We start from the raw sequence: 25,670 nt of genomic DNA, 5'->3' as shown, positions 1-25,670 counted from the left end.
CTGGATCAGGCCCAGCACCAGCAGCCCCACCAGCACGATGGCCGGCAGCAGCATCAGATAGGGCACGGCGCGGTTGAACCGCGCGGGCCACAAAAAGGCTGCGATTGCTTCAAGCGCGTCCATGATGCGCCAGACAACCGGATAGGCAGTGCGTGCCGCTCGCATGTTTCAATTCCTGCGTATTAAGATATCGGGCATGGGGATCGCCCTATCGGGCGACCCTTCTGTTTGTGGAGCCGGATCACCCCTGCATGATGGCCTTGAACTTCGAGAACCATTCGCTCTCGTTTTCCACCTGCACCTTTGCCGAAATGCGGATAAGGTGTTTGAAATCCTCATCCTTGGTCGGATAGGCCGGATCGTTCACCAGATCGGCAGGCGGGGTCAGGCCGGGCACGACGCCCGGCAGGCCAAGACCGTCGAGCCAGACCTGCTGCGCATCCTTGGTGAGGGCGAAGTTGATATATTCCTTGGCCCAATAAAGCTCGTTTTCCGGCAGGCCCTTTGGAATCCAAAGGCCGTCTGTGTCGAACTTCGCGCCCTCTTCCGGAACGGTCCAGTCGATCTTGACGCCGTTCTTCTGGGCTTCGCGCGCATTGGTGGAAATGGTGCAGGCCAGATCGATTTCGCCCTTCTGGAACCAGGTGGTGAAATCCGGGTCTTCGCCGAGAAGCGGCTGCTGCTGCTTCACCTTGGCGATGAAATCCCATGCGGGCTGCATATTGCCCGGAATGTCTTCCAGCTTGCCGCCACCGGCAACCTGCGCCGGGAAGTGGAAGCCGATGCCATCGTTATAAAGCGCGATGCGTCCCTTGAACTTCGGATCGAGCAGAGCGTGCCATGACTTCGGCGGGCCATCAGGGAAGGCTTCCGGACGATAGGCCAGCACATAGACATAACCGTAGGTGTTGACGATTGGATAGCCGTCAAGGCCAACCGGCTTGGCAAGATCGGTGGTGTCCTTGAGGTTGGACAGGTCCGAAAGGTCCTCCGTCACGCCGCGCAATGCCGATTTGGTCGCATTGGTGGTCGTATCCCAGTTGACGTGGATCGGCGGAACACGCTTTTGCGCGACCGCAGCCCAGAGCTTCGGCTGGATTTCGTTGTCTTCCGTCAGGTCGTGACGGATGGAAATGCCGGTCTTGGCGGTAAACGGATCGGACACGCCAGCTTTCAGCGCATCCACCCAGCTGCCGCCCCAGGCGCGCACGATCAGTTCCTTCGGCTTTGCCGGTTCTTCAGCAAATGCGCGAGAGAGGCCGAGCGATGTCGTACCGGCTGCAGCGGCAAAAGCACCTGCGCTCTGCAGGAAGCGACGGCGGTCGAGTATCAGAAAAGGTTTTTTCAGACTGCTCATTTTGTTTCTCCTCTGGAGTTTCCCCGTAACGTTTCAATTCATGTGGCAAAGACGATGAGATCGCGGGCGTTCCAGCCAAGATGCACGGTCTCGCCTTCTGCAAACTGGCTATGGCCGATAGGGTCGTGGTCGAAGACGCGCATCAACACGTCTCCCAAGGCAGGAACTCGTAATTCATAGACGATGCGTTCGCCCTCGAAGATCGCATCGATAACGATGCCTTCAAGCACGGTATCGAGTTCTGCATGCGCTGCGGCGCTGCCGCCGATACGGATCTGCTCGGCACGGATTGCACAGGAGACATTTGCGCCGACGCCAACCGGTCCGCGCCCCTCGCCTGTCATGCCAACCAGAGCCGCTCCCGCATCGACCCGCACGAGATTGCCGTCGAGCGAAGATGCCTTGCCGGAAATGAAATTGGTGACGCCGATGAAGTTCGCCACAAAGGCATTGGACGGGTTGCGATAGGTTTCGGATGGCTCAGCCATCTGCTGGATTTCACCGCCATCCATGACGATAATCTCGTCGGATACGACGAGCGCCTCGCGCTGGTCGTGGGTGACGTTGATCGTCGTGACGCCAAGTTCCCGCTGGATACGTCGGAATTCAAGCTGCATTTCCTCGCGCAGCTTGCGGTCGAGTGCCGCCAGAGGTTCATCGAGCAGAAGCAGGTCCGGTTCAAAAACGAGGGCGCGCGCAATGGCGACGCGCTGCTGCTGGCCACCGGAAAGCTCGTGCACACGCCGCCCGCCGAGGCCGTTGAGGCGAACGAGGTCGAGATAGCGTTCCACCCGCTCAGGAATAGAACGCGCATCGAAGCGGCGCATTTTCAACGGAAAGGCAACGTTTTCAGCAGCCGTCATATGCGGGAAAAGCGCGAGTTTCTGAAAAACCATGCCGATGGAGCGCTTGTGCGGCGGCACGGCGCTGACAGCTTCGCCATTGATGAATATTTCGCCGATGCTGGGTTTCTGGAAACCGGCGATGAGGCGAAGAAGCGTCGTCTTGCCGGAACCGGACGGCCCGAGAATGGTCAGAAAACGGCCCTTGGCGAGATCGAAGGATGCCGCACGCACGGCATGGAAGCCGTTATAGATCATGCTGACACTGTTGACCGATACGGCAGCCGGTCCGTTGGAGACTTTACGGCCAGTTCCGGTTTCGGTTGTATTCATCGCTGTTTCCCATTTCAGTCAAAGCACCGGAAGGTGCTTTATGATGTTATTTCAGTCCTATTTCGCGACTTGCTGATATTCCACTTCAGGAAAATCAGATCGAAGCGAGATAGCCTCCGTCAATCGGGATTACCTGCCCCGTGACATAGGACGATGCGGCGCTTGCCAGAAACACCACCGCGCCCGCTACATCTTCCATCGCGCCGAAACGCCCTTGTGGAATTTTGGCCAGCATCGCCTTCTGCCAGTCGTCATTCTCGTAAAACACATCGGTCATGGCGGTGCGGAAATAGCCCGGTGCAATGCCGTTGACGCGGATGTCGGAGGGCGCCCATTCCGTCGCCAGGGCATGGGTCATGCCCATCAGGCCGGATTTGGAAGAGCCGTAGGGAGCGGCGGTCGGCACACCGACATAGGAGGTCAGCGAACATAGATTGATGATCGCTCCACCCTTCCCGCTCTCGGTCATGTGGCGGGCAGCAGCCTGTGCGCAGAAGAATGCGCCTTTGAGATTGGTCGCCACGATGCGGTCCCAGAGCGCTTCGTCCACATCAAGCGAGGGACGGATTTCTTCATAACCTGCATTGTTGACGAGAATATCGAGACCGCCGAGAGCTTCTGCTGCTTGTGCAACAGCGGCTCCGCAGGCAGCCACATCACGCACATCGAGCGAAAGGGGCACACAGGTGCGGCCTAGGCCGGCGATACGGGATGCCGTTTCGGAGAGGTCGTCGGGCTTGCGCGCTGTAATGGCAACGTCGGCACCAGCCGAGGCGAGTGCTTCGGCAATAGCCTGTCCCAGTCCCCGGCTGGCACCGGTCACCAGCGCTTTGCATCCGCTAAGGTCGAAAAGCGATAAAACCGTCATCATGTTCCCCTGCGGACCCAGCTTAAAGCAATAACATTGCCGGAACTTCTAACTGTTTCGGAGCGAATGCTTTAGCAATTTTTTGCGGTCTCCATGGCATAGGACCATCTTTTTTATAAGTTGTCTATACATATATATACAAAATTGGATTTTAGCCTTAGAACTTCTCTCCTAACGATGCGTATCTAGTGATGCGGGGCTCACGAGACGATCTTCCGACGCGCCGGAAAAACGCGGCTATCCGGCGTGATTCGGTTCAGGTTTTGACCGGTGCGGAGCTGGCTTGAGTTTGAAAGCAGGTTTCGGGAGGCAGTCTTCAGAACTCGTGCTAGAAAGGCTGCATGAGAGACCTTTTCGACCAGCTTGAGCCGCGTGAAATTCTGGCGCCTGGAGCCATGCTTCTGCGCGGCTCTGCGCTTCCGAGCGAAGATGCTGTACTCCAGGCCGTGGCCGATGTTTCCGCTGTCGCGCCTTTTCGGCACATGACGACACCCGGCGGGTATCGCATGTCAGTTGCGATGACGAACTGCGGTGAGTTCGGCTGGGTCACCGACCGGACCGGTTATCGTTACAGTACCGACGATCCAGAAACCGGCCTGTCCTGGCCAGCGATGCCGGATACTTTTCGCGCGCTTGCCCAAAGTGCTGCCAGCGAAGCCGGTTATCCCGATTTTGTGCCGGATGCCTGTCTCATCAATCGCTATGAACCGGGTGCGAAACTTTCATTGCATCAGGACAAGGATGAACAGGATTTCAGCAATCCTATCGTTTCGGTGTCGCTCGGCCTGCCCGCGACTTTCCAGTTCGGTGGATTGAAGCGAACCGACCCGATTGCGAAATATATCCTGCATCATGGTGACGTGGTTGTGTGGGGTGGACCATCTCGTCTCTTCTATCATGGCATACTCGCCCTGAAGCGAGGCGAACATGAAAAACTGGGGCAATTTCGCCTTAATTTAACGTTCCGAAAATCGCGCTGACAGTCACCAAACGCGATTTTCGGAACGGAGAATCTACAGAAACCGCCTTTTAATTGTGGCGAACGACCGTTCTTTTTGCGGCAATTTTGTGGCAAGCGGAATTTTAGTTGAACGCCCCGCCATCGCTTTTGCTCTCCGGACGCTCCTTCGCAACCTTGTCGCGGTAGCCGCTGGCTCTGTAGGCAGCAATCGGTTCGATGGCCCCGCCGGTGCGGCGGCGTGCTTCCGCAAGGATCGGTTCGACATCGGTTCGATAAGCGCGTTTCAGCGTATCGGATGCCATCAACGCATCGTTTTCCTGCTGGTAGGTCTCCAGTGCCTCTCGATCCACCAGCAGCGCCTGCGCATAGGCACGGCGGATTTCGTTGGCGGATGAGATCAGGCTTTCCAGCGGATCGGTCACATTATGCGATTGATCGATCATATGCGCGGGGTGGAAGTCTGCCACGCCGCGATATTCAGCGTCCACCAACTCATTGAAAACAAGGAACAATCGATAGGGATCGATAGACCCTGCGTCGAGATCGTCATCACCATATTTGCTGTCGTTGAAATGGAATCCGCCGAGCTTGCCGAACTGGATCAGTCGCGCGACGATCATTTCGATATTCGTATTTGGTGCATGATGACCAAGATCGACCAGACATTGCGCCTTCGGGCCAAGCGTCGAGGCGATCAGATAGTTTGTGCCCCAATCCTGAACCACCGTCGAATAGAAGGCCGGTTCATACATTTTGTGTTCGGAGAACAGCCGCCAGTCATCGGGCAGCGCTTTATAAATTTCGCCCATCGAAGCCAGATAGCGCTCGAAGGCGCGGGTGAAATTCTGTTGGCCCGGAAAGTTGGAACCGTCGCTCAGCCATACGGTCAAGGCTTTGGAACCTATGGCTTTTCCGATCTCGATACATTCGATATTGTGCTCGACGGCCTGCGCCCGCACTGCCGGATCGACATGGGTGAGCGAACCGAATTTGTAGGAAAGCTTCTGATCGGCTGCATCGGCAAAGGTATTGGAATTCATGGCGTCGAAACCAAGTCCAAGTGCTTGCGCATGGGCTTTAAGCTTCTTTGGATCTGCCTTATCCCACGGAATATGCAGCGAAACATTCGGCGTTGCGCGCGAAAGCTCGTTGATGACGGCGCAATCGTCCAGCTTGTCGAAAATGCCGCGCGGCTCGCCGCCGCCCGGAAAGCGCCCGAAACGGGTGCCGCCTGTGCCCGTACCCCATGAAGGCACGGCAACGAAATAGCTTGCGACCTTGTTGGTAATCTTGTCGATCTCGATGCCCCGGCGCAAAAGCTGTTCGCCCAGCGCCTGATAATCGCTTTTCAGCGCATTTTCGAAACCGGAATTATGTTCGGCTATAAAATCAGCCGAAATACGTTGATCGGACATGGTTCCTCCCAGAACATTCCAGATTATAATATCAGCGCGGAAAACTCTGCTGGTTCCCGGCATCGACATTGATAATGTTGCCGGTGGATTTTGCCGAAGCGTCGCTGGCGAGGAAATAGATCGCCTCGGCGATATCTTCCGGCAGGACGTTGAGCTTCAGCAGCGACCGCTTGCGATAATGTTCCTCAAGCTCGGAAACATCGATCTTGGACGATGCCGCGCGCTGCTCGCGCCACTCACCATCCCATATCTTGGAGCCGCGCAACACCGCGTCCGGGTTGACCACATTGACGCGGATACCGGCATCTGCACCTTCCAGCGCCAAACAACGCGCCAGATGGATTTCCGCAGCCTTGGCCGTGCAATAAGCGGACGCATTGGGCGACGCAGCCAGACCGTTCTTGGAAGCGACGAACACCACATTGCCGCCGATCTTCTGGCGGCGGAACAGACGGAACGCCTCCCGCGACACGAGGAAATAGCCGGTCGCCAGAATGTCGATATTGCGGTTCCACATCGACAATTCGGTCGCTTCGACCGGAGCCGATGACGCGATGCCTGCATTGGAGACCAGAATGTCGATGCCGCCCAGCTCGACGCTGGCTTCGACAAAAGCGTTTGCGACGCCCTTTTCATCGGTCACGTTCAGCGCGACGCTGCGGACCTGATCGGCGCCAAAACGCTTTGACAGATTGGCGTGAGCGGATTTGAGCGATTCTGCGTCAATATCCGCCAGAACCACGCAAGCGCCCTCGCCCGCCAGCCGCTCGGCGGTGGCATAACCGATGCCGCCAGCGCCGCCGGTGATAAGCGCGATGCGCCCCGCGAGGCTCTTCGACTTTGGCATGCGTTGCAATTTGGCTTCTTCAAGCAGCCAATATTCAATGTCGAAGGCTTCCTGTTCAGGCAGGCCCTGATATTCGGACACAGCGGATGCGCCGCGCATGACGTTGATCGCGTTGACATAGAATTCGCCAGCGATGCGCGCCGTCGCCTTGTCGCGGGCAAAAGACAACATGCCGACGCCGGGGATCAGAAAAATCACCGGATTGGGATCGCGCATCTTCGGCGAATTGTCGTGCTTGCAAGCCTCATAATAGCGCTTGTAATCGGCGCGATAGGCTTCCAGCGCATCCTCAAGCCCGGCAACGATAGCGTCCACATCCGGCTTGGCCGGATCGAAATCGACCACCAGCGGGCGGATTTTGGTGCGCAGGAAATGATCCGGGCAGGACGTGCCCAAAGCGGCCAGCGGACGCAGTTCCTTGGAGTTCACGAATTCCAGCACCGCATCCTGATCGTCGAAATGGCCGAGCTTGCGCTCTTCCTTACCGATTAGCCCGCGAATTTCCGGCATCAGCCGCGCGGCAATGGCCCGACGCTCGGAAACTGGGAGGCTCTGCGCGACAGCACCGCCAAAAGCGGGTTTGCCTGCCGTCTTCCGGTCCAGCCATTCAATGGCCTTGTTGATGATGGCGAGCGTGGTTTCGTAACAAGTTTTCGCATCATTGGCCCAGGTGAAAAGCCCATGACTTTCAAGGACAACACCCTTAGCGTTAGGATTTGACTTCACGAAGACTTCAAGGTCGAGACCGAGCTGGAAGCCCGGACGACGCCATGGCAGCCAGCCGATTTCGTCACCGAAAATCTCGGCTGTCAGTTCGCGGGAATTTTTGGAAGCGGCAATCGCGATGATTGCGTCGGGATGCATGTGATCGACATGGCTGAAAGCGACGAAACCGTGCAGCGGCGTATCGATGGATGCGGCGCGCGGATTGAGGTTGAAGGTGCAGTGCGGCAGGAAGCCGACCATGCGGTCCTCATCCTCAACGCCCTTATAGATGCCCTTCAGCGCATCGAGCTTGTGCTGATAAAGCGTGGCAAAACCATCAAGCTTGATGGTGCCGACATCGCCGCCCGAACCCTTGACCCAGAGAACCTGAACCTTTTCGCCGGTCAGCGGATCGATTTCCTCCACCTTCGCAGAGGTGTTGCCGCCGCCGTAATTGGTGATGCGCTTGTCTGACCCGAGCAGATTGGAGCGGTAAAGCAGCTTTCCCGGCTCATCCAGCGTTGCCGCCTTGGCGTCGTCCCAGCGATTATCGAGCAGCCGATTGCTGACCACCATGTCATCCTCCCAAGTCAGTTATGCCAGATTATGGCCAATCGCGACACGCATATCCTTCCCATGCGCGAGCGATCATGCTGGCTGCAGATATGACGCATGAAACGAAATACTGTCAATCATAAACAATCATAACCGATCAAATATTTCACATATATGCGAATTAATGATTGTTTATGATTGACATGCGGCAGCAATATGAGAATAGATGGGAACAGGAGGAGCCATGCACGAAAGAGAGCGCCACCGCATCATCCTGAGCGCTGTTCAGGAAAAGCCGGTGATCACCATTCAGGATCTGGTGGAGTTGACGGAGGCGTCGGAAGCGACCCTTCGGCGCGATATCGCATCACTGCATATGCAGGGCCGCATCAAGCGCGTGCGGGGTGGCGCTGAAGCTATCCACCCGCCGCAGTTCGGCAGTCTGGCCGGGCGTCCGTTCAAGGTTTCGGAATCCGAAAACGGTGATCGCAAGCGCGCCATCGCCCGCGAAGCTGTGGCGCTTTGCGATGAAGGCGACAGCATCATCATCAATGGCGGGTCCACGACTTTCCAGATGGTGCATTATCTTGCTCCGCGCCGCCTTCAGGTGCTGACTAATTCGTTTGCCATTGCCGAACATCTTCTGCGCCAGTCGAAAAGCACGGTGATCGTGCCCGGCGGCGCGATCTATCGCGACCAGAGCCTGATCCTTTCGCCTTTCGACAATGACGTCATCCGTAATTTTTACGGTCGGCGCATGTTCATGGGCTGTCAGGGTGTCAGCCCGCTCGGCGTGATGGAATCCGACGCGCTGATCATCCAGAGCGAACAGAAATTGATGGGCCAGGCGGACGAGCTCGTCCTGATGGTCGATTCATCGAAATTCACCCGCCGTTCCAGCCTCATCCTTTGCCCGCTCGACCGTGTCAGCACGCTGATCACCGATGACGGCATCTCCGATGAGGCGCGGCGGATGGTGGAAAATGCGGGTATCCGGCTGATTGTAGCGCAGGTTTCCGCAAATGCCGGCAAGGGTGGCGAACAGGGGGATTCCGCCGAGGTCGCCTGAGCCAGCTCTATGATCATCCCGGCCAATGCCGGGATCATTGTCAAAATATGTCTTTATACTGGGAGGAATGAGACATGAAGCTTTTCAAGAAACTCGCACTCGGTACAGCGCTGGCTGTCGCCTTCATGGCAAGTCAGGCACAGGCAGCCGACATGAAGATCGCGCTCGTCGCGAAGTCGCTCGGCAACGGCTTCTTTGAAGCCGCCAACAAGGGCGCGCAGGAAGCTGCCAAGGAGTTGGGCGGCGTCGAGGTCATCTATACCGGCCCGACCACCACCACCGCCGAAGGCCAGATCGAAGTCATCAATTCCCTGATCGCACAAGGCGTGGATGCCATCGCCATTTCCGCTAATGACCCGGATGCGGTCGTCCCTGCCCTGAAGAAAGCTGCCCAGCGCGGCATCAAGGTGATTTCGTGGGATTCAGGCGTTGCCCCGGCCGGCCGTATCGTACACCTGAACCCGTCGTCCAATGAACTGATCGGCAAGATGTGCCTGAAACTGGCGGCTGATCACCTGCCGGACGGCAAGGGCGATTTCGCGATCCTGTCTGCCACCACCACCTCGACCAACCAGAATATCTGGATCGGTGAGATGAAGAAGCAGCTCAAGGACTTCCCCGGCCTCAATCTGGTGACGACCGTCTATGGTGACGATCTGGCCGACAAAAGCTACCGTGAAGCACAGGGCCTCCTGAAGTCGAACCCGAATGTGAAGGTCATCGTGGCGCCGACCACCGTGGGCGTTCTGGCCGCTTCGCAGGCCGTGAAGGATGCAGGCAAGATCGGCGATGTCTATGTGACGGGCCTCGGCCTGCCGTCTGAAATGGCTGGCGCTATCAAGTCCGGCGCGACCAAGGAATTCGCCATCTGGAACCCGATCGATCTTGGCTATTCGGCAACCCAGATTGCCTATCACCTCGTCAAGGGTGATGCCGATGGCAAGCCGGGCTCGGAAATCGAAGCCGGACGCATGGGCAAGATCAAGATTGGCGAAAACGGCGAAGCCGCAATGAGCGATCCTTTCGTCTATGACGCGTCGAATATCGACGAGTTCTCCAAGGTCTTCTGATCGGAAAAGCGCATCCCGAAAAGGTGCGTATTCATGAAAAGAGGCGACATTCGCTGAACGCATGTCGCCTCCCGTTTCCCAGAATTGATTTCAGGTATCTGCGATGAATGCAGCCTTTCAATCAGGCGGAGAGCCGAGGCTTGCCACTACGGATCAGCCCATTCTGGAAATGCGCGGCATTGCCAAGACATTTCCCGGTGTGCGTGCGCTCGATGATGTCAATATCGCGCTCTATCCCGGCAAGGTGACAGCACTGATCGGCGAGAATGGCGCGGGCAAGTCCACGCTCGTGAAAATCCTCACCGGCATTTACCAGCCCGATGAAGGCGAAATCCTGATCGACGGCAAGCCGGTTCATCTGGCGACCGCACAGAATGCGACCGATCACGGCGTCACGGCCATTCATCAGGAAACCGTGCTCTTCGACGAATTGTCGGTGGGTGAAAACATCTATCTCGGCCATGCGCCGCGCACGAGATTGGGCTTCGTCAACTGGAAGGCCGTCTATGCCCGTTCGCAGGCGCTACTTTCCTCGCTGGAAACGACGGTCGATGCCCGCATCAAGCTGAAGGAACTTTCCATCGCCCAGCGCCATCTGGTCGCCATTGCCCGCGCGCTGTCGGTGGATTCGCGCATCGTCATCATGGACGAGCCGACCGCAGCCCTGTCGCGCAAGGAAGTGGACGACCTGTTCCGCATCGTGGCGCGCCTGAAAGCACAGGGCAAAGCCATCCTGTTTATCAGCCACAAATTCGATGAAGTCTATGAAATTGCCGATAATTATGCGGTTTTCCGCGACGGGCACGCCGTCGGCCACGGCACGCTTGCCGATACGCGGCAAAACGACATCGTGCGCATGATGGTCGGACGATCCGTCGATCAGGCTTTCCCCAAGCAGGATGTGGCCATCGGCAAGCCCGTGCTGAAGGTCGAGAACTATTCGCACCCGACCGAGTTTCGCGACATTTCCTTTGAGCTGCGCAAAGGGGAAATACTCGGCGTTTACGGCCTTGTCGGCGCTGGACGTTCGGAATTCGCACAATCGCTGTTCGGCATCACCAAGCCATCCCGTGGCCGCGTGACGCTTGAAGATCGCGAGATCAACATTCGTCGCCCTGGCGACGCGGTGGCGCACGGCATCGTCTATGTGCCGGAAGAGCGCGGACGCCATGGCGCCGTGCTGCAACTGCCGATCTTCCAGAATGTGTCACTGCCGTCTCTCGCCCGCACCTCGCGCAATGGTTTTCTGCGCATGGCGGAAGAACTGGCGCTGGCGCGCAAATATGCCGAGCGCTTCGACCTACGCGCCGCCGCCCTCTCCGTCCCGGTCGGGACGCTATCCGGCGGCAATCAGCAGAAAGTCGTCATCGGCAAGTGGCTCGCCACCAATCCGAAGGTCATCATTCTCGACGAACCGACCAAGGGCATCGATATCGGCTCCAAGGCTGCGGTTCACGCCTTCATCAGCGAACTCGCCGCCGAGGGGCTGAGCATCATCATGATCTCATCGGAACTGCCGGAAATCATCGGCATGTCGGACCGTGTGATGGTCATGCGCGAGGGCCTCATGGAAGGCGTCTTCGAACGCGCAAGCCTCGATGCGGAAGTGCTGGTGCGCGCCGCTACCGGAAACACGGAGTAGACGATGAAACAATTGCTCAAGCAGCGGGAACTCCTGCTCCTCGTCATCATCGCGCTTCTGGTGGGCCTGTTCGCCAGCCGCGCGCCGGGCTTTGCCAGCGTCGGCAATCTGGCGGGCATCTTCAACGACACGTCCATCCTGATCATCATCGCGCTCGGACAGATGGCGGTGATCCTGACCAAATCCATCGACCTGTCGGTCGCCGCCAATCTCGCCTTTACCGGCATGGCTGTGGCGATGCTCAACGCGACCTATCCGGGCCTGCCTCTGGTGCTGCTGATCGTGCTTGCCATCGGCATCGGTGCGGTTCTGGGCGCAATCAACGGTATTCTGGTCTGGAAGCTCAACATTCCGGCGATTGTCGTCACGCTCGGCACGCTCACCATCTATCGCGGCATGGCCTTCGTACTCTCCGGTGGCGCATGGGTGAATGCACATCAGATGACAGCGCCCTTCCTCAACACGCCGCGCACGCCTTTTCTCGGCCTGCCGCTCCTTGGCTGGACGGCGATCCTGATCGTGGCGCTCGTCTATGTGCTCTTGACACGGACATTCTTCGGCCGTGCCCTTTATGCCTCCGGCGGCAATCCGACCGCCGCCGTCTATACCGGCATTGATGTTGGCCGCACGCGCTTCTTCGCCTTTGTGCTTTCGGGCGCGCTGGCCGGACTTTGCGGTTATCTCTGGGTGTCGCGCTATGCCGTCGCCTATGTGGATGTGGCCGCCGGGTTCGAACTCGACAGTGTTGCGGCCTGCGTCATCGGCGGCATTTCGATACTTGGCGGAATCGGCACGGTGGCCGGTGCGGTTCTGGGCGCGCTGTTTCTTGGCGTCATCAAAAACGCTCTGCCGGTCATCGACATATCACCCTTCTGGCAAATGGCGATTTCCGGTTCAGTGATTATTCTTGCCGTCATCTTCAATGCGCGACAGGAAAAGCGGCGCGGACGCATCATCCTGCGCGACAAGGCTGCGAAGACTTATGAGGAGGTTGCGGCATGAATGATGAACAGCGCCGTCATATTCCCGACCGCCTCGGAACGCCTTTTTCGCGCATCTTCGCAAGTTGGGAAATGCTGCTGCTTGGCGTCGCGATTGCGATCTTCATCGCCAATTCCTTCGCTTCGCCCTACTTCCTCAATGCGTGGAACCTGTCGGATGCCACGTTTAATTTCACCGAAAAGGCTTTGATCGCTTTTGCGATGACGCTTCTGATCATTTCCGGTGAAATCGACCTCTCGGTCGCCGCCATCATTGCGCTTTCCTCGACCGCGATGGGTGCGGCTGCGCAGGCTGGCGTCGGCACGCCGGGTCTGGTCTGCATCGGCATCGGCACAGGCCTTGTCTGCGGCGCAATCAATGGTGGACTGGTGGCCGGGCTGAAACTGCCATCCATTGTCGTGACCATCGGCACGATGAGCCTTTTCCGCGGTATTTCCTATATCGTTCTTGGCGATCAGGCATTTGGCGGCTATCCGGAAAGCTTCGCCTATTTCGGACAGGGCTATGTGTTCTGGGTGATCTCGTTTGAGTTTGCGCTGTTCGTTCTGTTCGCCGTGTTGTTCGGCGTGCTGTTGCATTGGACCAGCTTCGGACGCCGCGTCTATGCCATCGGCAATAATGAGTTCGCGGCGCGCTTTTCCGGCATTCCGGTCGAGAAAACCAAATTCGTCCTCTTCCTGTTGACCGGCGTGATGAGCGGCATCGCCGCCGTCTGCCTGACCTCGCGTCTTGGCTCCACGCGCCCATCCATCGCGCAAGGCTGGGAACTTGAAATCGTCACCATGGTCGTGCTGGGCGGCGTGTCGATCCTCGGCGGCTCGGGCACAATCGTCGGCGTGGTGATTGCCGCTTTCGTGATGGGTCTCGTGACGTTCGGGCTTGGCCTTCTCAATGTGCCGGGCATCGTCATGTCGATCTTCATCGGCCTCCTGCTGATTATCACCATTTCACTGCCGATCCTGATCAGACAGTTCAAGGGGAGGCGCGCGGCATGACCAGTGAACGCTACGCATTTCGCATGAAACTTAATCCGGGCATGGAGGCGGAATATCGCCGCCGTCATGATGAGATATGGCCCGAACTGGTGGACCTTCTGCACGCGGCGGGCGTGTCGGATTACGCGATCTATCTCGATGAAGAGACCAACAGTCTATTCGGCGTGCTGACGCGCAGCGCCGGTCACGGCATGGCGGCCCTGCCCGACCATCCCGTCATGAAGAAATGGTGGGCGCATATGGCCGACATCATGGCGACGAACCCCGATAATTCGCCGGTTTCTGTCGATCTCAAGCCAGTGTTTCACATGTCATGAAGCGCATTGCCATTCTCGATATCGGCAAGACCAATGCCAAGGTCGTGGTGCTCGACGCGGCAGGCGGCGAGGAAATTGCCGCGCGCCGCATGCCGAACACGGTGCTTCGCGACGGCCCCTACCCCCATTATGACATTGAGGCGCTGTGGCGTTTCTTTCTGACAAGTCTCGCGGAATTTGCGCGGGAGCCGGGTTTCGATGCCATTTCCATCACCACGCATGGCGCGTCGGCCGCCCTTGTCGCTGAAGACGGCACGCTGGCCATGCCGGTTCTCGACTATGAACTTGAATATCCAGCCGAAATCCGTGCCGCCTATGCGGCCATAAAGCCGGATTTTCGCGATACGTTTTCGCCGCCGCTGTCGCTCGGCCTCAATCTCGGTGCGCAGCTTCACTATCTGAAGACGGTCTTTCCTGCCGATTTTGCGCGCACGCATTTCATATTTACCTATCCGCAATATTGGGCCTGGCGCCTGACCGGCATTGCCGCATCGGAAGTGACGTCGCTTGGCTGCCACACCGATCTTTGGCTGCCGAAGGACGCCGCCTTCTCGCCCCTCGTTGACCGGCTGGATATTCGCAAAAAATTCCCGCCGCTTCGCTCCGCCTTCGATGCGCTCGGCAATGTGCTTCCTGAAATCGCAGAGGAAATCGGCCTCAGTAAAGCCTTACCGGTTCATTGCGGCATTCATGATTCCAATGCATCGCTGCTGGCACATCTGATGGATCGGGAAGGCTCGTTTTCGGTCGTTTCGACCGGAACATGGGTGGTGAGTTTTGCCGTTGGCGGCAATCTCGACGGGCTGGACTCACAACGCGATACGCTTGCCAATGTCGATGCCTATGGACGTGCCGTTCCATCCGCCCGTTACATGGGCGGGCGTGAATTCGATATGATGAGCGAAGGACTGAGCGTTCCCCCGGTCATTGACCAGTCCGGTATCGTTGCAAAAGTTCTGGCGCAGCACATTATGGCGCTACCTTCAGCGGTGCCCGGTTGTGGTCCCTATCCGAATTCAAACCTTCGCTGGGTCAATGCAGATATGGCCAGCGATGATGAGCGCTATGTTGCCGCCTGTGTCTATGCGGCGCTGATGACGGAAACCTGCCTCCACCTGCTGGGTGCCGATGGACCGATTATCGTCGAAGGGCCGTTTGCCGGAAATCCGGTCTATCTTGAAGCGCTGTCGAATTTTGCAGGACGTGAGGTCGAAGCTGTATCAGGATCGACGGGCACTTCGTTCGGTGCCGGATTGCTCGCAGGTGCAACAGTTCCGGAAAAACACGGCCGCATTTTCAGGCCGGGCAACGAAGCCTATGCCACCTACCGAAAGCAATGGATAAGCAATACCGCATAAATCGCTGAAAAAAGCCCGAAAATCGAGTTGATTTCCGGGCATGATTGCTCAATCCAAAGCCTTCTGCCTTGTCTCGACATCGATGAAGAAGGCGATGATTCCGGCCAGCGCCAGAAGCCCGGCAAACAATGCCACTGCAACATAGAAGCTCTGGCTGATGATGAGCGCCAGCGCGGATGGCGCAAGCAAGCCGCCAAGGCGAGCCATGGCACCCGCCGCTCCCATTCCGCTTGCGCGCAATCCCGTCGGATAAAGCTCCGGCGTGAAAGCGTAGAGCGCGCCCCATGTGCCAAGCAGGGCAAAGCTCATGATGAGAATGGATGCACCGACAACCGCCGAACTGTTGGCGACAGTAAAGAGGGCACAGGCGGCGGCGCTGATGAACAGGAAGGCGATCAGCGTTTTCTTGCGTCCCCACGCCTCCACTCCATAGGCCGCGAGCGCGTAGCCGGGCAATTGGGCCAGCGCAACCACGACAAGGAAGCCGTAGCCGCGGACGAAGCCGAAACCGTCGCCAGCGAGCTTCGCCGGTATCCAGGTGAAAATGCCGTAATAGGATACCGAAACGAGAAACCAGATTGCCAGCGTCGTCAGCGTGCGCTGGCGAAGATTTGGCGAAAGAAGCTTTTCGCCCGTCACCATTAGGGGCGCTTCAAGCCGGGCCTTCGGCGGCAGTTCCGGCTTGCCATTGCGGCGAAGCACGCGGTTCATCACTGATTTTGCTTCTTCCGAGCGTCCCGACTTCAAGAGATGCATCGGGGATTCCGGCACCCAGAGGCGCAGCCAGATGCCGATAAGAGCCGGTGCTGCGGTGACGATGAAGATATAGCGCCACGCATCCTCGACGCCTGCAAGGCTGGTGGCCCAGGCGGCAAGGGCGATGATGACTGTGCCGACTGCCCAGAACCCCTCCAGCATGACAAGCCAGCGGCCGCGATTTTTGGCGGGGAGGAATTCGGCCATCATCGCATAGTCGACCGGTAATGTTCCGCCGACTGCCACACCCGTCATGAAGCGCAGGAAGAGCAAAATGCCGAAACTGGGCGCAAAGGCCGAAAGCAGTCCGAAGACCGCATCGCAGGCGACAGTGATGAGAAGCACACGGCGGCGGCCATATTTATCGGCAAGCCGCCCGAAAACGGCTGCGCCGATCAGCATGCCGAGGAAGAAAAGCGTGCCTGTCTGCAATGCCTGTGGAACGGTCAGTCCGAAAGTCTTTGCAATGGTCGCACCGGTGAAGCCGACGGCAAGCACCTGCATGGCATCGGCGGCCCAGACAAGACCGAACACCCCCAGAAGACCACGTTGGAATGCGCCCGTACCCGCCTGATCGAGCGTTTGTTCGATGGTAACGTTCATGCCGCGACGTAATCCCCTGCTGCCGGCTGAATATATGCAGTTGCTGTTACAGCGCCGACGACGTACCGCTGTCAATCGTCCTTTTCGGAAATTGCCCGATCTTTTGCCTGCAAATATTCCCAGAAGCTCTCGGCATGGCCTGGAAGCGTTGCAACATGACGGTAAATGCGGATATCGACCTTGAAATCCCAATATGGATCAGTTGAGGCAGGGACAAGTTCGCCGCGTTGCAGTTCATCGTAGATGAGACTTTCGGGCAGCCAGGCCATGCCCCAGCCTGCGAGCGCCATGGCCTTGAGGCCGATCGACATGGTGTTTTCGTGAACCACGTTACGCTTGAACGCAGTGCCGGATGCAAATTTCTGCGACAGGGCAGCGCCGAAGAAGGAAAAGTCTCCATAGCTCAGATATGGCAGCGGCTCGCCGCTGGTGACCGCGTGATCGAGGATTGGGCCTGTTTGTGATGGGCGCGAGACCGGCATCAGCCGTTCGGTACCGAGCACGATATACGGAAACTGCGTGCGGTCGATCAGGATCGGCACGGAATTATGTGCATAGGTCAGGAAGAAGTGTACCTCGCCTTCCGTCAGCGTCGCAATGTTATCCTCGAAGCCGCCGCGATCCGGACTGAGCAGGGAGCGGATGCCGCCGACATCGTCATCGATCTGTTTCAGCCAGTGCGGAAAGAATGTCACCGTCAGCGTGTGCAGGGCCGAAAATGTGAGAACGGGGTTTTGCACCTCGCGGCTTGGCTGCAGCGCCTTGCGCGTATTGTAGAACTGCCGAACGGTATCCTGCGCGACCGGCAGGAAGGTTCGTCCCTCGCGGGTAAGCTCCGCAGGAAAAGTTGCGCGGTTGACGAGCGTGGCCCCCAGCCAGAGTTCAAGCTGCTTGATGCGGCGGGAAAATGCGGATTGTGTCACATGACGGGCATCTGCCGCGCGTGAGAAACTGGACGTTGCCGCCAGCGCGATGAAGTCTTCCAGCCATTTCAGTTCCATTGGGTCGGGGCCTTCTCTAGGGGAGTAGGGGAATAAGGGAATAGGTGAGTAGGGCATCAGAGGCAATTCGCGACCCCACATACTCCCTTACTCACCTATTCCCCTACTCCCTCACCCCTTATGCAATTTCTGCATAGTGATTGCAAAACATAGCATTGGCCGCTCCCAAGCTTTTTCCATACCGTCCGGCAAAACTGTTAAACGCGCATCTGTTCCGAAAGCCGCTTCATGCTTTTCTGGATGCGCACAATCAATCACATTGATGTCCGAGGACGTGTTTTGGCCAGGGTAATTTATTTGAACGGCGCTTTCGTCGCAGAAAACGAAGCGAAAGTGTCGGTGTTCGATCGCGGTTTTCTTTTTGGTGACGGGATTTACGAAGTCAGTGCTGTCATCGATGGCCGTCTTGTCGATAACGAGCTTCACCTTGCCCGTCTGGAGCGTTCCGTCAAGGAGATCGGAATTCCTTTGCCTGCTTCGCTGGACGCCATTCGCGCGGCACAGATCGAGCTGATGAAGCGCAATGAACTGCGCGAAGGCGTCGTCTATATGCAGGTGACGCGCGGCGAAGCTGAACGCGATTTCGTTTATGCCGACGACGTCAAGCCGAATTTCGTCATGTTCACGCAGGCCAAGAACCTCACCAATTCGCCATCGATCCAGAACGGCGTGCGTGTGGATGTCGCACCCGATACGCGCTGGGCGCGCCGTGACATCAAGACCGTCATGCTTCTGGCGCAGGTGCTGGCGAAGAAGCAGGCAAAGAGCAAGGGCTATCATGAAGTCTGGCTGGTCGAAGACGGCTTCGTCACCGAGGGCGGTTCATCGACGGCATTCATCATCACCAATGACAATGTGCTGGTAACGCGGCCGAACTCACACGCCATCCTGCCCGGCTGCACACGCCGCGCTGTCATCAAGATCGCGGAAGAACAGAACCTTCGCATCGAGGAACGCCTGTTCACGGTCGATGAGGCGAAGGCCGCCAAGGAAGCATTTCTCACGAGTGCATCAAGCTTCGTGACGCCGATCATCGGCATTGAGGATCATAGCGTATCCGATGGTAAGCCTGGCCCGATAACGCGCCGTTTGCAGGAGATTTATATGGATATGGCACGCACGGGGGCGGAACGGGTACTTTAACCCGGTGGCCTGTTGCCAATCGCGCAAGAGAAGATATTCATAAGCACGAGCAAAGCCTGCCTTCTGCAAGGGCAGGTTCCATCAAGAAGCATATCGGGCTCGGTCAAGCTGTGGCGACCTTTCCCCTTCTGACAGAACAGTGACCATGACAGGCAAGGCACGCGACTACGGCATCATCTGCGGCATCATGCAGCCGGGCGAACAAAACGCCATCACCGATGTGCCGGGCGTGCGCGTCGGCCACCGCACTTTGCGCGACGGCGACATCAATACCGGTGTAACGGCGATTATTCCGCATGACGGTAATCTGTACCGCCGCAAGGTGCTGGCCGCCTGCGATGTTATCAACGGTTTCGGCAAAAGCACCGGCCTCGTGCAGATCAAGGAACTGGGCACACTGGAAACGCCGATCCTGCTCACCAATACATTTGGCGTCGGAACCTGTGCCAATGCACTGATCCGCGAAGCTATCGCGGCCAATCCCGATATCGGGCGCACCACCGCCACCGTCAATCCTGTCGTTCTGGAATGCAATGATGGTCCGCTCAACGATATTCAGGCAATGGCTGTTACCGAAGCCGACGCGCGTGAAGCCTTGAAGATTGCCGGAACGGATGTCGGCGAAGGTAATGTCGGTGCAGGAACAGGGATGAGCTGTTTCGGCTTCAAAGGCGGCATCGGTACGTCTTCACGCCGGTTCGAACTTGATGGCAAAATCCATCATCTTGGCGTTCTGGCGTTGACCAATTTCGGTCGTGCCGGCGATCTCGTTCTTCCCGATGGACGCAGGCCTTCGCCGAAAGCAGACGATCAGCCCGAAAAAGGTTCGGTTATTCTGGTGCTGGCAACCGACGTTCCGATGGAACATCGGCAGCTCAAGCGCGTGACCCGACGCTGTGGTGCAGGACTGGCACGGCTTGGTGCATTCTGGGGACATGGCAGCGGCGACATTGCCGTCGGCTTTTCAACGGCGGTAACGTTCGACCATGACGAAGCGCGTGACGTGCTGGAGATCGCCATATTGAACGAAAACCGTATCGATATATTATTTCGCGCAGTGGTTGAGTCCACGCAGGAAGCCGTGCTCAACTCCATGTGCATGGCTGAACCAATGCGCGGGCGCGCCGCAAATCGTCGCTCGCTTGCAGACTGGCTGGAGAGCCAACGGGCGTAGACGCCCTGAACGCCGATAGTTTCCACACAAAACTCCGATATTTTCTGTGCATTGTCATATTTGACCGCGATCATTCGCTGATGATCGGGAATGAAAGATGGCATCATCTTCACAAACCGCGACTCGGCGCGACCCATGGCAAGCTCCCACTACCTTGGACTGCCTAGGCACAACCGTTGCAGGTATAAGGGCGCTTCGTTTTCGGAGCAGTCATATGCTGAATCGATGACAGCTCGGAAATTTCAGGACCAATTTTTTGACGATATCACTTGTTCGCCTGACTGTATTAGGAAGTATCCTGCCGTTGCTGGCGGCATGCGTTACCGTTGGTCCCGACTATCAGAAACCGAATGTGCTGACGCCTGCCGGTTGGAACAGCAAGGCTGACAAGCGCGCGCCGCGACTTGGCGACTGGTGGAAAAATCTGAAAGATCCGGTTCTGGATCAGCTGATAGCTGACGGAATTGCCAGCAGCCCGGACGTGGCAACCGCGAAGGCGAAGGTGCGGCAGGCGCGTGCCAATTATACTTCGGCGGGCGGCACGCTTTATCCGCAACTCAATGGTGACGGAAGCTACAAGCGGTCCGACGGTCCCAATGTGACGGCTTCAAACCAGTCAAGCATGGGCTTTAACACGACATGGGAACTCGATCTTTTCGGCGGCAACAAGCGCGGTGTGGAAGCAGCCTATTACAATGTTGAATCCGCAAATGAGCAATTGCGGGCAGCGCTTGTCACGCTGATCGGTGACATCGCCACCAATTATGCCAATTTACGCGGCGCCCAGGCCAGTATAGCCATCGCGCAACGCAATGCTGCATCCCAGCGACAGACCGTGGCGCTGACGCGCAACCAGCTGGAAGCTGGACAGATTTCTCAGGTCGATCTTTTAAATGCGGAGACACAGGCCGCGACGACAGAATCGCAGGTGCCGGGACTGCGGATCAATTACGCCCAATATCTCAATCAATTATCGGTACTGACAGGTCGCTCCTCGTCGGCTCTGGCGGGCGTTCTGGACAAGTCGCGTCCGATACCGGCAATCCCGCGCAGGGTTTCCGCCGGTTTGCCCGCCGACCTGTTGCTCAGCCGCCCGGATGTTCGTGCTGCAGAACGTGATTTTGCAAGCTCCAATGCCAGTGTCGGCCAGAAGCAGGCCCTGCTCTATCCGAGTGTCTCACTCACTGGAAACATCAACACTGGCGGGGCTAATTTCGGCGATCTTGGCAAGCTGTCGACGATTAGCTGGGTTTTCGGTCCTAGTCTGACAGTCCCGATCTTTCAGGGCGGAAAGTTGAATGCCGATGTAGATGCTGCGAAAGCAGTGCGCGACCAATCGTTCATCGCCTACCGGAAGTCCATTCTGACAGCGCTCAGCGAAGTTGAAAACGCCAGCGTATCGCTTAACCAGAACCGTCTGCGCATTGGTCAGTTACAGAAAATCGTCAGTAACAGCCGCAAGATCAACGAGCTGACGCTGGAGCAATACAGGGCAGGCACGAAGAGTTTCGTGGATGTGCTGACCGCGCAGCGCGATCTTCTCAGTGCAGAAACCAATCTCAGTCAGGCTCGAACCGATCTTGTCCTGAATTATGTTGCCCTGCAGAAAGCGCTGGGCGGCGGCTGGAACGGCCTTATTGATGTTGCGAAGCCTGAAGTCGTTGACGGCTATACAGGTCCGCGCATCGTCAAAACAGCGCCCCTTCCTCCGCTGACAACCGATAAGAGACCACTATGAAACCCAAGTCGAAACGCCGTTTTCGCTGGCGCTTATGGCTGGCTGTCCTCATCGCATTGCTGATTGCGGGTTATTTCGTCGTCCGTTCCCTGACCAAAGAAGAACCTTTACCCGCTACGACCGTGATCAAGCGGGGCGATATTGAAAGTTCGGTTCTTGCCACGGGCACGCTGCGACCGAAAAACCTGGTCGCTATCGGCGCGCAGGCAACCGGTCGTATTCTCTCCCTGAAGGTGAAACCAGGTCAGCAGATCAAGGCTGGCGAGGTCGTTGCCCTGATCGACTCGACCAACCAGCAGAATGAACTGAACAAGGCCCAGGCCTCGCTGCGCCAGAACGAGGCCACCCGGGCCCAGAATCTGGCCGATCTCGAACTTGCCAGACAGGATCTGGCTCGAAACCAGATGATGATCGGCAAGAATGCCGTCGCACGTGCGGATTACGACAAGGCGGTCAGCACAGTGAAGTCGAGGGAAGCGCAGGTTGCAAATAGCGAAGCAGCAATTGCAGCCGCAAAAGTCGATGTTCAGATCGCGGAAACCAACCTCGCCTACACCCGCATCACCGCGCCTATCGACGGCACTATTCTCGCAACCGTTGTTCAGGAAGGCCAAACCGTCAACGCACAGCAAAGCGCGCCGACCATTGCAATTCTCGGTCAGCTTGGCACTATGATTGTGGAAGCGGATATTTCAGAAGCGGACATCACTCAGGTCCGGGAGGGAATGCCGCTTTATTTCACCATAGCCGGACAGAACCTGAAGCGTTACGATGCGAAGCTTGAAAAAATCGAGCCTGCTCCGGATTCCATCGTCAACGACAAAAGCTTTACGACAACGGCTGTGAGTTCTTCCAGCGCAACCTCGGCGTCGGCCATTTACTACAAAGGTATCTTCAGCGTTCCCAATCCGGATGGGCTGCTCAGAACCTATATGACAACCGAGGTTCACATTCTGCTTGCGAAGGCAAATAACGCGTTGATCGTGCCTGTGACCGCCCTCAAGGATACGAACGACCCCGGCAAATACACGGTTCGCGTGGTAACTGCTGGCAACAAGATCGAAGAACGAACGGTCGAAACCGGCATTACTGACAAGATCAACAGCGAAGTCCGTTCGGGGCTGAACGAGGGGGATAAGGTTGTGACCGACAATCAGGTCGCCACGCCTGCCCCAGCCGGTATCTGACATGAGTGGCGCGCCGCTGCTCTCACTCAAGGGTATTTCACGACATTATCCGTCGGGTGACGACTTCACGACTGTCCTGAACCATGTGAATCTGACCATCGAGCGCGGCGAGATGGTAGCGATCATCGGCGCGTCCGGTTCGGGCAAGTCCACGTTGATGAATATTCTTGGCTGCCTGGATCGTCCGTCGGAAGGCGAATATCTGATTTCCGGTCGCGCGACTTCGGATCTTGAAGCCGATGAACTGGCTCAGCTGCGGCGCGAGCATTTCGGGTTTATTTTTCAGCGTTATCATCTGCTTGGCGAACTCGACGCTGTGGGTAATGTCGAGATTCCGGCTATCTACGCAGGTCAGAACAAGGAGGAACGGCGCAAGAAGGCTGAAATGATCCTTCGGCGGCTTGGTATGGGCGAACGGACCCATCATAGGCCCAGCCAGCTGTCCGGCGGCCAGCAGCAGCGCGTTTCCATCGCCCGTGCGCTCATTAACGATGCGGATGTCATTCTGGCAGATGAACCGACTGGTGCGCTCGACAGCCATAGCGGCGAAGAAGTCCTCGGCATTCTTCAGGAGCTGAACCGCGAAGGTCGCACCATCGTCATTGTCACGCATGACCGACAGGTCGCCGCGCGGGCGCAGCGCATCATCGAAATCCGTGACGGAGAAATCATTTCCGACACGAGGAGTGGTGAAGCCGCGAGACCGGTGACCGCAGTGCCCGTTGAAAATGAGAGGCATATCAAGCCAGGTTTTTTCGCCGGGATACGCGATCGCTTCAGTGAGGCATTTGCGATGGCGCTCCGCTCGATGAATGCACATCGGCTTCGCACATTTCTGACGATGCTCGGCATTATTATCGGGACGGCATCAGTCGTTTGTGTTGTGGCACTCGGGCAAGGCTCACAACAGCAGATTCTCGAGCGGATCAGCGATCTTGGCACCAATACGCTCTATATCAGTCCCGGCAGAGGATTTGGCGATCTGAGAGCAGCCCAGATCACGACACTCAATCTGAGTGACGCCAATGAAATTGCAAAATTGCCTTATGTTGTGGCAGCCACGCCGTCCGACTCGACAAGCTCCACCATTCGCGTCGGCGACAAGGAAGTCAGCGTTTCGGCCAACGGTGTCGGCGCGGAATATTTCGCTACCCGAAACAGCAAGCTGCTCGAAGGCCGTTTCTTCGATCAGCGTAATGTCGATGATCTGGCGCAGGTCGCGGTTGTTGATGAAACTGCCAAAACGACCCTTTTTCCTCATGAGGTCGGCTCCGTGATTGGCAAAATCATCCTTCTAAAGCAGGTGCCGGTGCGCATTGTCGGCGTCGTCAAAGCTGAGGATCAGGGACCGGGCTCGGCACAGACACTGGAAGTCTACCTTCCCTATTCTACCATGCAGACACGTATGACTGGCTCGCGATCATTGCAGATGATCGTGGTCCGTGTCGCCGATACGATGGACCCGTCAGAAGCCGAAAAGATGATAACGGCGTTTCTGACAAAGAGGCACGGCGAAAAGGATTTCTCGGTTTTCAACACGGATAGCCTGCAGAAGACCATTCAGGCCACAACTGCGACGCTTGCCCTTCTCGTATCCAGTATTGCAGGCATATCGCTTTTCGTCGGCGGCATCGGCGTTATGAACATCATGCTCGTGGCTGTTTCGGAAAGAATCAACGAGATCGGTGTCCGCATGGCAATCGGCGCGCGCCAGAGCGATATATTGCAACAGTTCCTGATCGAAGCAGTTCTTGTCTGTCTCATCGGCGGTGTGCTTGGCGTTCTTATCGCAGCCGGATTCGGCGTATTGTTCGCGCAGTTCAGTTCGATGTTCCAGCTCATTTATTCGCCTGCCTCCATCGTGATTGCGCTCGTCTGCTCCAGCCTGATCGGCATCGGATTCGGTTTCATTCCCGCCCGCAATGCCTCCAAACTCGACCCGGTTGTGGCACTCGCCCGGGACTGATCATTGAGTCTGCCGACCTGAGTCCTTTCTGTAATCAGGTCACGCATACTGGCCGCTCAATTAACAGTTCCCCTAAACTACCCTTGATTGTTTCTTGCGTATAAATCAATATAAGAAATCAGTTTATCATATTGATAATATTGACTTTATATGCACAACCAATGGTAATTGGACCTCAGTTCCCTTTATTATGAGGGGGTATATGCCGCAAGAAATTTCTACCTTTTGGGTCGTTTCAGAAGGGGGTTGTTAACCTTCATTTTTTATTACTTGGGTTCATTCAGGCGACAGTATCTATGGTTCAGGTATCATGCGTAATTTGAGAGAGAATTTCCCCCAATCGACAGGAAATCGTGCAGAGAGCGCCCAGGATCAGAAGCTGCCTCGCGGCCAGTCGGGTAGCCACAATTCGGGAAGTCACAATCCGGCCAGTGATGATGCCTGGAAAGTCCATTTTTCGCTGGGAGCGAACGTTCGCTTTACCCGTACGCCGGAAGTCGAGCTTCTGCGTCGTCGTGGCGAGGAACTCCCGAGCATCAACGAGCGCCCGCAGGCAAGCACAACCGAAACTACGCCTTCGGCCAGTGTCGAGAAGCTCGCAGAAGCACAGCCAATGGCTGTAGCTGAGCTCCAGCGGAACGTGTCGCAGGGAATGGTTCGGTCGCCGGTTGCACCAGTGCCTCCTGCAATGCCTCCAGTTCCCGTGGCTGCTGTCGTCACTGCTCCGACAGAACCTGTTCTGGAAGCGGCTCCGGTCGGGGTTCAG

At 57.1% G+C, this 25,670-nt stretch carries 20 protein-coding genes and 1 pseudogene; 14 read left to right on the top strand and 7 right to left on the bottom strand.

All coding sequences use genetic code 11. The features are described from left to right. Nucleotides 1–241: 241 nt before the first annotated feature. The 3 genes from JNC70_RS12465 to JNC70_RS12455 all read right to left on the bottom strand — a co-directional run bounded on the left by JNC70_RS12465 (nucleotide 242) and on the right by JNC70_RS12455 (nucleotide 3,400). On the bottom strand, nucleotides 242–1,357 hold the full coding sequence (locus JNC70_RS12465; RefSeq protein ID WP_104754562.1) for an ABC transporter substrate-binding protein: 1,116 nt from the start codon (nucleotides 1,355–1,357) through the stop codon (nucleotides 242–244). Nucleotides 1,358–1,395: 38 nt separating this feature from the next. After that, on the bottom strand, nucleotides 1,396–2,532 hold the full coding sequence (locus JNC70_RS12460; RefSeq protein ID WP_104754561.1) for an ABC transporter ATP-binding protein: 1,137 nt from the start codon (nucleotides 2,530–2,532) through the stop codon (nucleotides 1,396–1,398). Nucleotides 2,533–2,626: 94 nt separating this feature from the next. Next, nucleotides 2,627–3,400, bottom strand: a complete 774-nt coding sequence (locus tag JNC70_RS12455) for an SDR family NAD(P)-dependent oxidoreductase (protein ID WP_104754560.1) — start codon at nucleotides 3,398–3,400, stop codon at nucleotides 2,627–2,629. A 341-nt stretch (nucleotides 3,401–3,741) separates the two neighbouring features. Between JNC70_RS12455 and alkB the strand changes: the two genes are divergently transcribed. Continuing rightward, nucleotides 3,742–4,380 (top strand): DNA oxidative demethylase AlkB, encoded by a 639-nt coding sequence (gene alkB / locus JNC70_RS12450; protein ID WP_104754559.1) that lies wholly within the window; start codon nucleotides 3,742–3,744, stop codon nucleotides 4,378–4,380. A 103-nt stretch (nucleotides 4,381–4,483) separates the two neighbouring features. Here alkB and rhaI read toward each other — a convergent pair whose 3' ends face one another. Next, entirely contained in the window at nucleotides 4,484–5,776 is a 1,293-nt protein-coding gene (gene rhaI / locus JNC70_RS12445; RefSeq protein WP_104754558.1) for an L-rhamnose catabolism isomerase, read from the bottom strand. 31 nt (nucleotides 5,777–5,807) lie between these two features. Then, nucleotides 5,808–7,904, bottom strand: coding sequence for a bifunctional rhamnulose-1-phosphate aldolase/short-chain dehydrogenase (locus tag JNC70_RS12440; RefSeq protein WP_104754557.1), 2,097 nt, complete (start codon nucleotides 7,902–7,904; stop codon nucleotides 5,808–5,810). A 223-nt stretch (nucleotides 7,905–8,127) separates the two neighbouring features. On the opposite strand from JNC70_RS12440, the gene JNC70_RS12435 reads away from it, so the two are divergent. The 7 genes from JNC70_RS12435 to JNC70_RS12405 all read left to right on the top strand — a co-directional run bounded on the left by JNC70_RS12435 (nucleotide 8,128) and on the right by JNC70_RS12405 (nucleotide 15,336). Beyond that, nucleotides 8,128–8,952: a DeoR/GlpR family DNA-binding transcription regulator gene (locus JNC70_RS12435; protein ID WP_104754556.1), complete on the top strand. Its 825-nt coding sequence runs from the start codon at nucleotides 8,128–8,130 to the stop codon at nucleotides 8,950–8,952. 74 nt (nucleotides 8,953–9,026) lie between these two features. Then, a complete protein-coding gene (rhaS, locus tag JNC70_RS12430) occupies nucleotides 9,027–10,022 on the top strand; it encodes a rhamnose ABC transporter substrate-binding protein (protein WP_104754555.1) in 996 nt (331 codons plus the stop codon). A 103-nt stretch (nucleotides 10,023–10,125) separates the two neighbouring features. Further along, entirely contained in the window at nucleotides 10,126–11,664 is a 1,539-nt protein-coding gene (locus JNC70_RS12425) for a sugar ABC transporter ATP-binding protein (protein ID WP_104754554.1), read from the top strand. Nucleotides 11,665–11,667: 3 nt separating this feature from the next. Then, on the top strand, nucleotides 11,668–12,666 hold the full coding sequence (locus JNC70_RS12420) for an ABC transporter permease (protein ID WP_104754553.1): 999 nt from the start codon (nucleotides 11,668–11,670) through the stop codon (nucleotides 12,664–12,666). Continuing rightward, nucleotides 12,663–13,661 carry an ABC transporter permease gene (locus tag JNC70_RS12415; protein ID WP_104754552.1) on the top strand — a complete coding sequence of 333 codons (999 nt, stop codon included), beginning with the start codon at nucleotides 12,663–12,665 and terminating at the stop codon, nucleotides 13,659–13,661. Before JNC70_RS12420 ends, JNC70_RS12415 begins: the two co-directional genes overlap by 4 nt. Further along, entirely contained in the window at nucleotides 13,658–13,978 is a 321-nt protein-coding gene (rhaM, locus tag JNC70_RS12410) for an L-rhamnose mutarotase (RefSeq protein WP_104754551.1), read from the top strand. The genes JNC70_RS12415 and rhaM overlap by 4 nt, the downstream gene beginning before the upstream one ends. Beyond that, nucleotides 13,975–15,336 (top strand): FGGY-family carbohydrate kinase, encoded by a 1,362-nt coding sequence (locus JNC70_RS12405; protein ID WP_104754550.1) that lies wholly within the window; start codon nucleotides 13,975–13,977, stop codon nucleotides 15,334–15,336. Before rhaM ends, JNC70_RS12405 begins: the two co-directional genes overlap by 4 nt. Nucleotides 15,337–15,384: 48 nt before the next feature. On the opposite strand, the gene JNC70_RS12400 is transcribed toward JNC70_RS12405, so the two are convergent. Then, nucleotides 15,385–16,695 carry an MFS transporter gene (locus JNC70_RS12400; RefSeq protein WP_104754549.1) on the bottom strand — a complete coding sequence of 437 codons (1,311 nt, stop codon included), beginning with the start codon at nucleotides 16,693–16,695 and terminating at the stop codon, nucleotides 15,385–15,387. 71 nt (nucleotides 16,696–16,766) lie between these two features. Then, nucleotides 16,767–17,696: a LysR family transcriptional regulator gene (locus tag JNC70_RS12395; RefSeq protein WP_104754548.1), complete on the bottom strand. Its 930-nt coding sequence runs from the start codon at nucleotides 17,694–17,696 to the stop codon at nucleotides 16,767–16,769. Between the two features lie 279 nt (nucleotides 17,697–17,975). On the opposite strand from JNC70_RS12395, the gene JNC70_RS12390 reads away from it, so the two are divergent. The 6 genes and pseudogenes from JNC70_RS12390 to JNC70_RS12365 form a co-directional block, all read left to right on the top strand. Next, complete coding sequence (locus JNC70_RS12390; RefSeq protein ID WP_104754607.1) at nucleotides 17,976–18,839, top strand: D-amino-acid transaminase; 864 nt, start codon at nucleotides 17,976–17,978, stop codon at nucleotides 18,837–18,839. A gap of 145 nt (nucleotides 18,840–18,984) precedes the next feature. Beyond that, on the top strand, nucleotides 18,985–20,013 hold the full coding sequence (locus tag JNC70_RS12385) for a DmpA family aminopeptidase (protein WP_104754547.1): 1,029 nt from the start codon (nucleotides 18,985–18,987) through the stop codon (nucleotides 20,011–20,013). 256 nt (nucleotides 20,014–20,269) lie between these two features. Then, a complete protein-coding gene (locus JNC70_RS12380) occupies nucleotides 20,270–21,751 on the top strand; it encodes an efflux transporter outer membrane subunit (RefSeq protein ID WP_146097093.1) in 1,482 nt (493 codons plus the stop codon). After that, on the top strand, nucleotides 21,748–22,938 hold the full coding sequence (locus tag JNC70_RS12375; RefSeq protein WP_104754545.1) for an efflux RND transporter periplasmic adaptor subunit: 1,191 nt from the start codon (nucleotides 21,748–21,750) through the stop codon (nucleotides 22,936–22,938). Before JNC70_RS12380 ends, JNC70_RS12375 begins: the two co-directional genes overlap by 4 nt. Nucleotide 22,939: 1 nt before the next feature. Beyond that, nucleotides 22,940–24,904 (top strand): MacB family efflux pump subunit, encoded by a 1,965-nt coding sequence (locus tag JNC70_RS12370; RefSeq protein WP_104754544.1) that lies wholly within the window; start codon nucleotides 22,940–22,942, stop codon nucleotides 24,902–24,904. A 310-nt stretch (nucleotides 24,905–25,214) separates the two neighbouring features. After that, a pseudogene (locus tag JNC70_RS12365) lies at nucleotides 25,215–25,599 on the top strand (DNA translocase FtsK); the annotation flags it as partial. Nucleotides 25,600–25,670: the final 71 nt, after the last annotated feature.

The organism is Brucella oryzae (genome assembly GCF_041929965.1).
Lineage (GTDB): Bacteria > Pseudomonadota > Alphaproteobacteria > Rhizobiales > Rhizobiaceae > Brucella > Brucella oryzae.
The sequence above is the reverse complement of the archived record's forward strand: the minus strand, read 5'-3'. Positions and strand labels throughout refer to the sequence as shown.

Excerpts from the sequence above, each read along its gene's own strand:
- JNC70_RS12370 (WP_104754544.1), top strand. The coding sequence starts at position 22,940 with ATGAGTGGCGCGCCGCTGCTCTCACTCAAGGGTATTTCACGACATTAT.
- JNC70_RS12455 (WP_104754560.1), bottom strand. The coding sequence starts at position 3,400 with ATGACGGTTTTATCGCTTTTCGACCTTAGCGGATGCAAAGCGCTGGTG.
- rhaS (WP_104754555.1), top strand. The coding sequence starts at position 9,027 with ATGAAGCTTTTCAAGAAACTCGCACTCGGTACAGCGCTGGCTGTCGCC.
- JNC70_RS12460 (WP_104754561.1), bottom strand. The coding sequence starts at position 2,532 with ATGAATACAACCGAAACCGGAACTGGCCGTAAAGTCTCCAACGGACCG.
- rhaI (WP_104754558.1), bottom strand. The coding sequence starts at position 5,776 with ATGTCCGATCAACGTATTTCGGCTGATTTTATAGCCGAACATAATTCC.
- JNC70_RS12375 (WP_104754545.1), top strand. The coding sequence starts at position 21,748 with ATGAAACCCAAGTCGAAACGCCGTTTTCGCTGGCGCTTATGGCTGGCT.
- JNC70_RS12435 (WP_104754556.1), top strand. The coding sequence starts at position 8,128 with ATGCACGAAAGAGAGCGCCACCGCATCATCCTGAGCGCTGTTCAGGAA.
- JNC70_RS12385 (WP_104754547.1), top strand. The coding sequence starts at position 18,985 with ATGACAGGCAAGGCACGCGACTACGGCATCATCTGCGGCATCATGCAG.
- JNC70_RS12440 (WP_104754557.1), bottom strand. The coding sequence starts at position 7,904 with ATGGTGGTCAGCAATCGGCTGCTCGATAATCGCTGGGACGACGCCAAG.
- JNC70_RS12405 (WP_104754550.1), top strand. The coding sequence starts at position 13,975 with ATGAAGCGCATTGCCATTCTCGATATCGGCAAGACCAATGCCAAGGTC.
- JNC70_RS12400 (WP_104754549.1), bottom strand. The coding sequence starts at position 16,695 with ATGAACGTTACCATCGAACAAACGCTCGATCAGGCGGGTACGGGCGCA.
- JNC70_RS12415 (WP_104754552.1), top strand. The coding sequence starts at position 12,663 with ATGAATGATGAACAGCGCCGTCATATTCCCGACCGCCTCGGAACGCCT.
- JNC70_RS12425 (WP_104754554.1), top strand. The coding sequence starts at position 10,126 with ATGAATGCAGCCTTTCAATCAGGCGGAGAGCCGAGGCTTGCCACTACG.
- JNC70_RS12420 (WP_104754553.1), top strand. The coding sequence starts at position 11,668 with ATGAAACAATTGCTCAAGCAGCGGGAACTCCTGCTCCTCGTCATCATC.
- JNC70_RS12395 (WP_104754548.1), bottom strand. The coding sequence starts at position 17,696 with ATGGAACTGAAATGGCTGGAAGACTTCATCGCGCTGGCGGCAACGTCC.
- alkB (WP_104754559.1), top strand. The coding sequence starts at position 3,742 with ATGAGAGACCTTTTCGACCAGCTTGAGCCGCGTGAAATTCTGGCGCCT.
- rhaM (WP_104754551.1), top strand. The coding sequence starts at position 13,658 with ATGACCAGTGAACGCTACGCATTTCGCATGAAACTTAATCCGGGCATG.
- JNC70_RS12465 (WP_104754562.1), bottom strand. The coding sequence starts at position 1,357 with ATGAGCAGTCTGAAAAAACCTTTTCTGATACTCGACCGCCGTCGCTTC.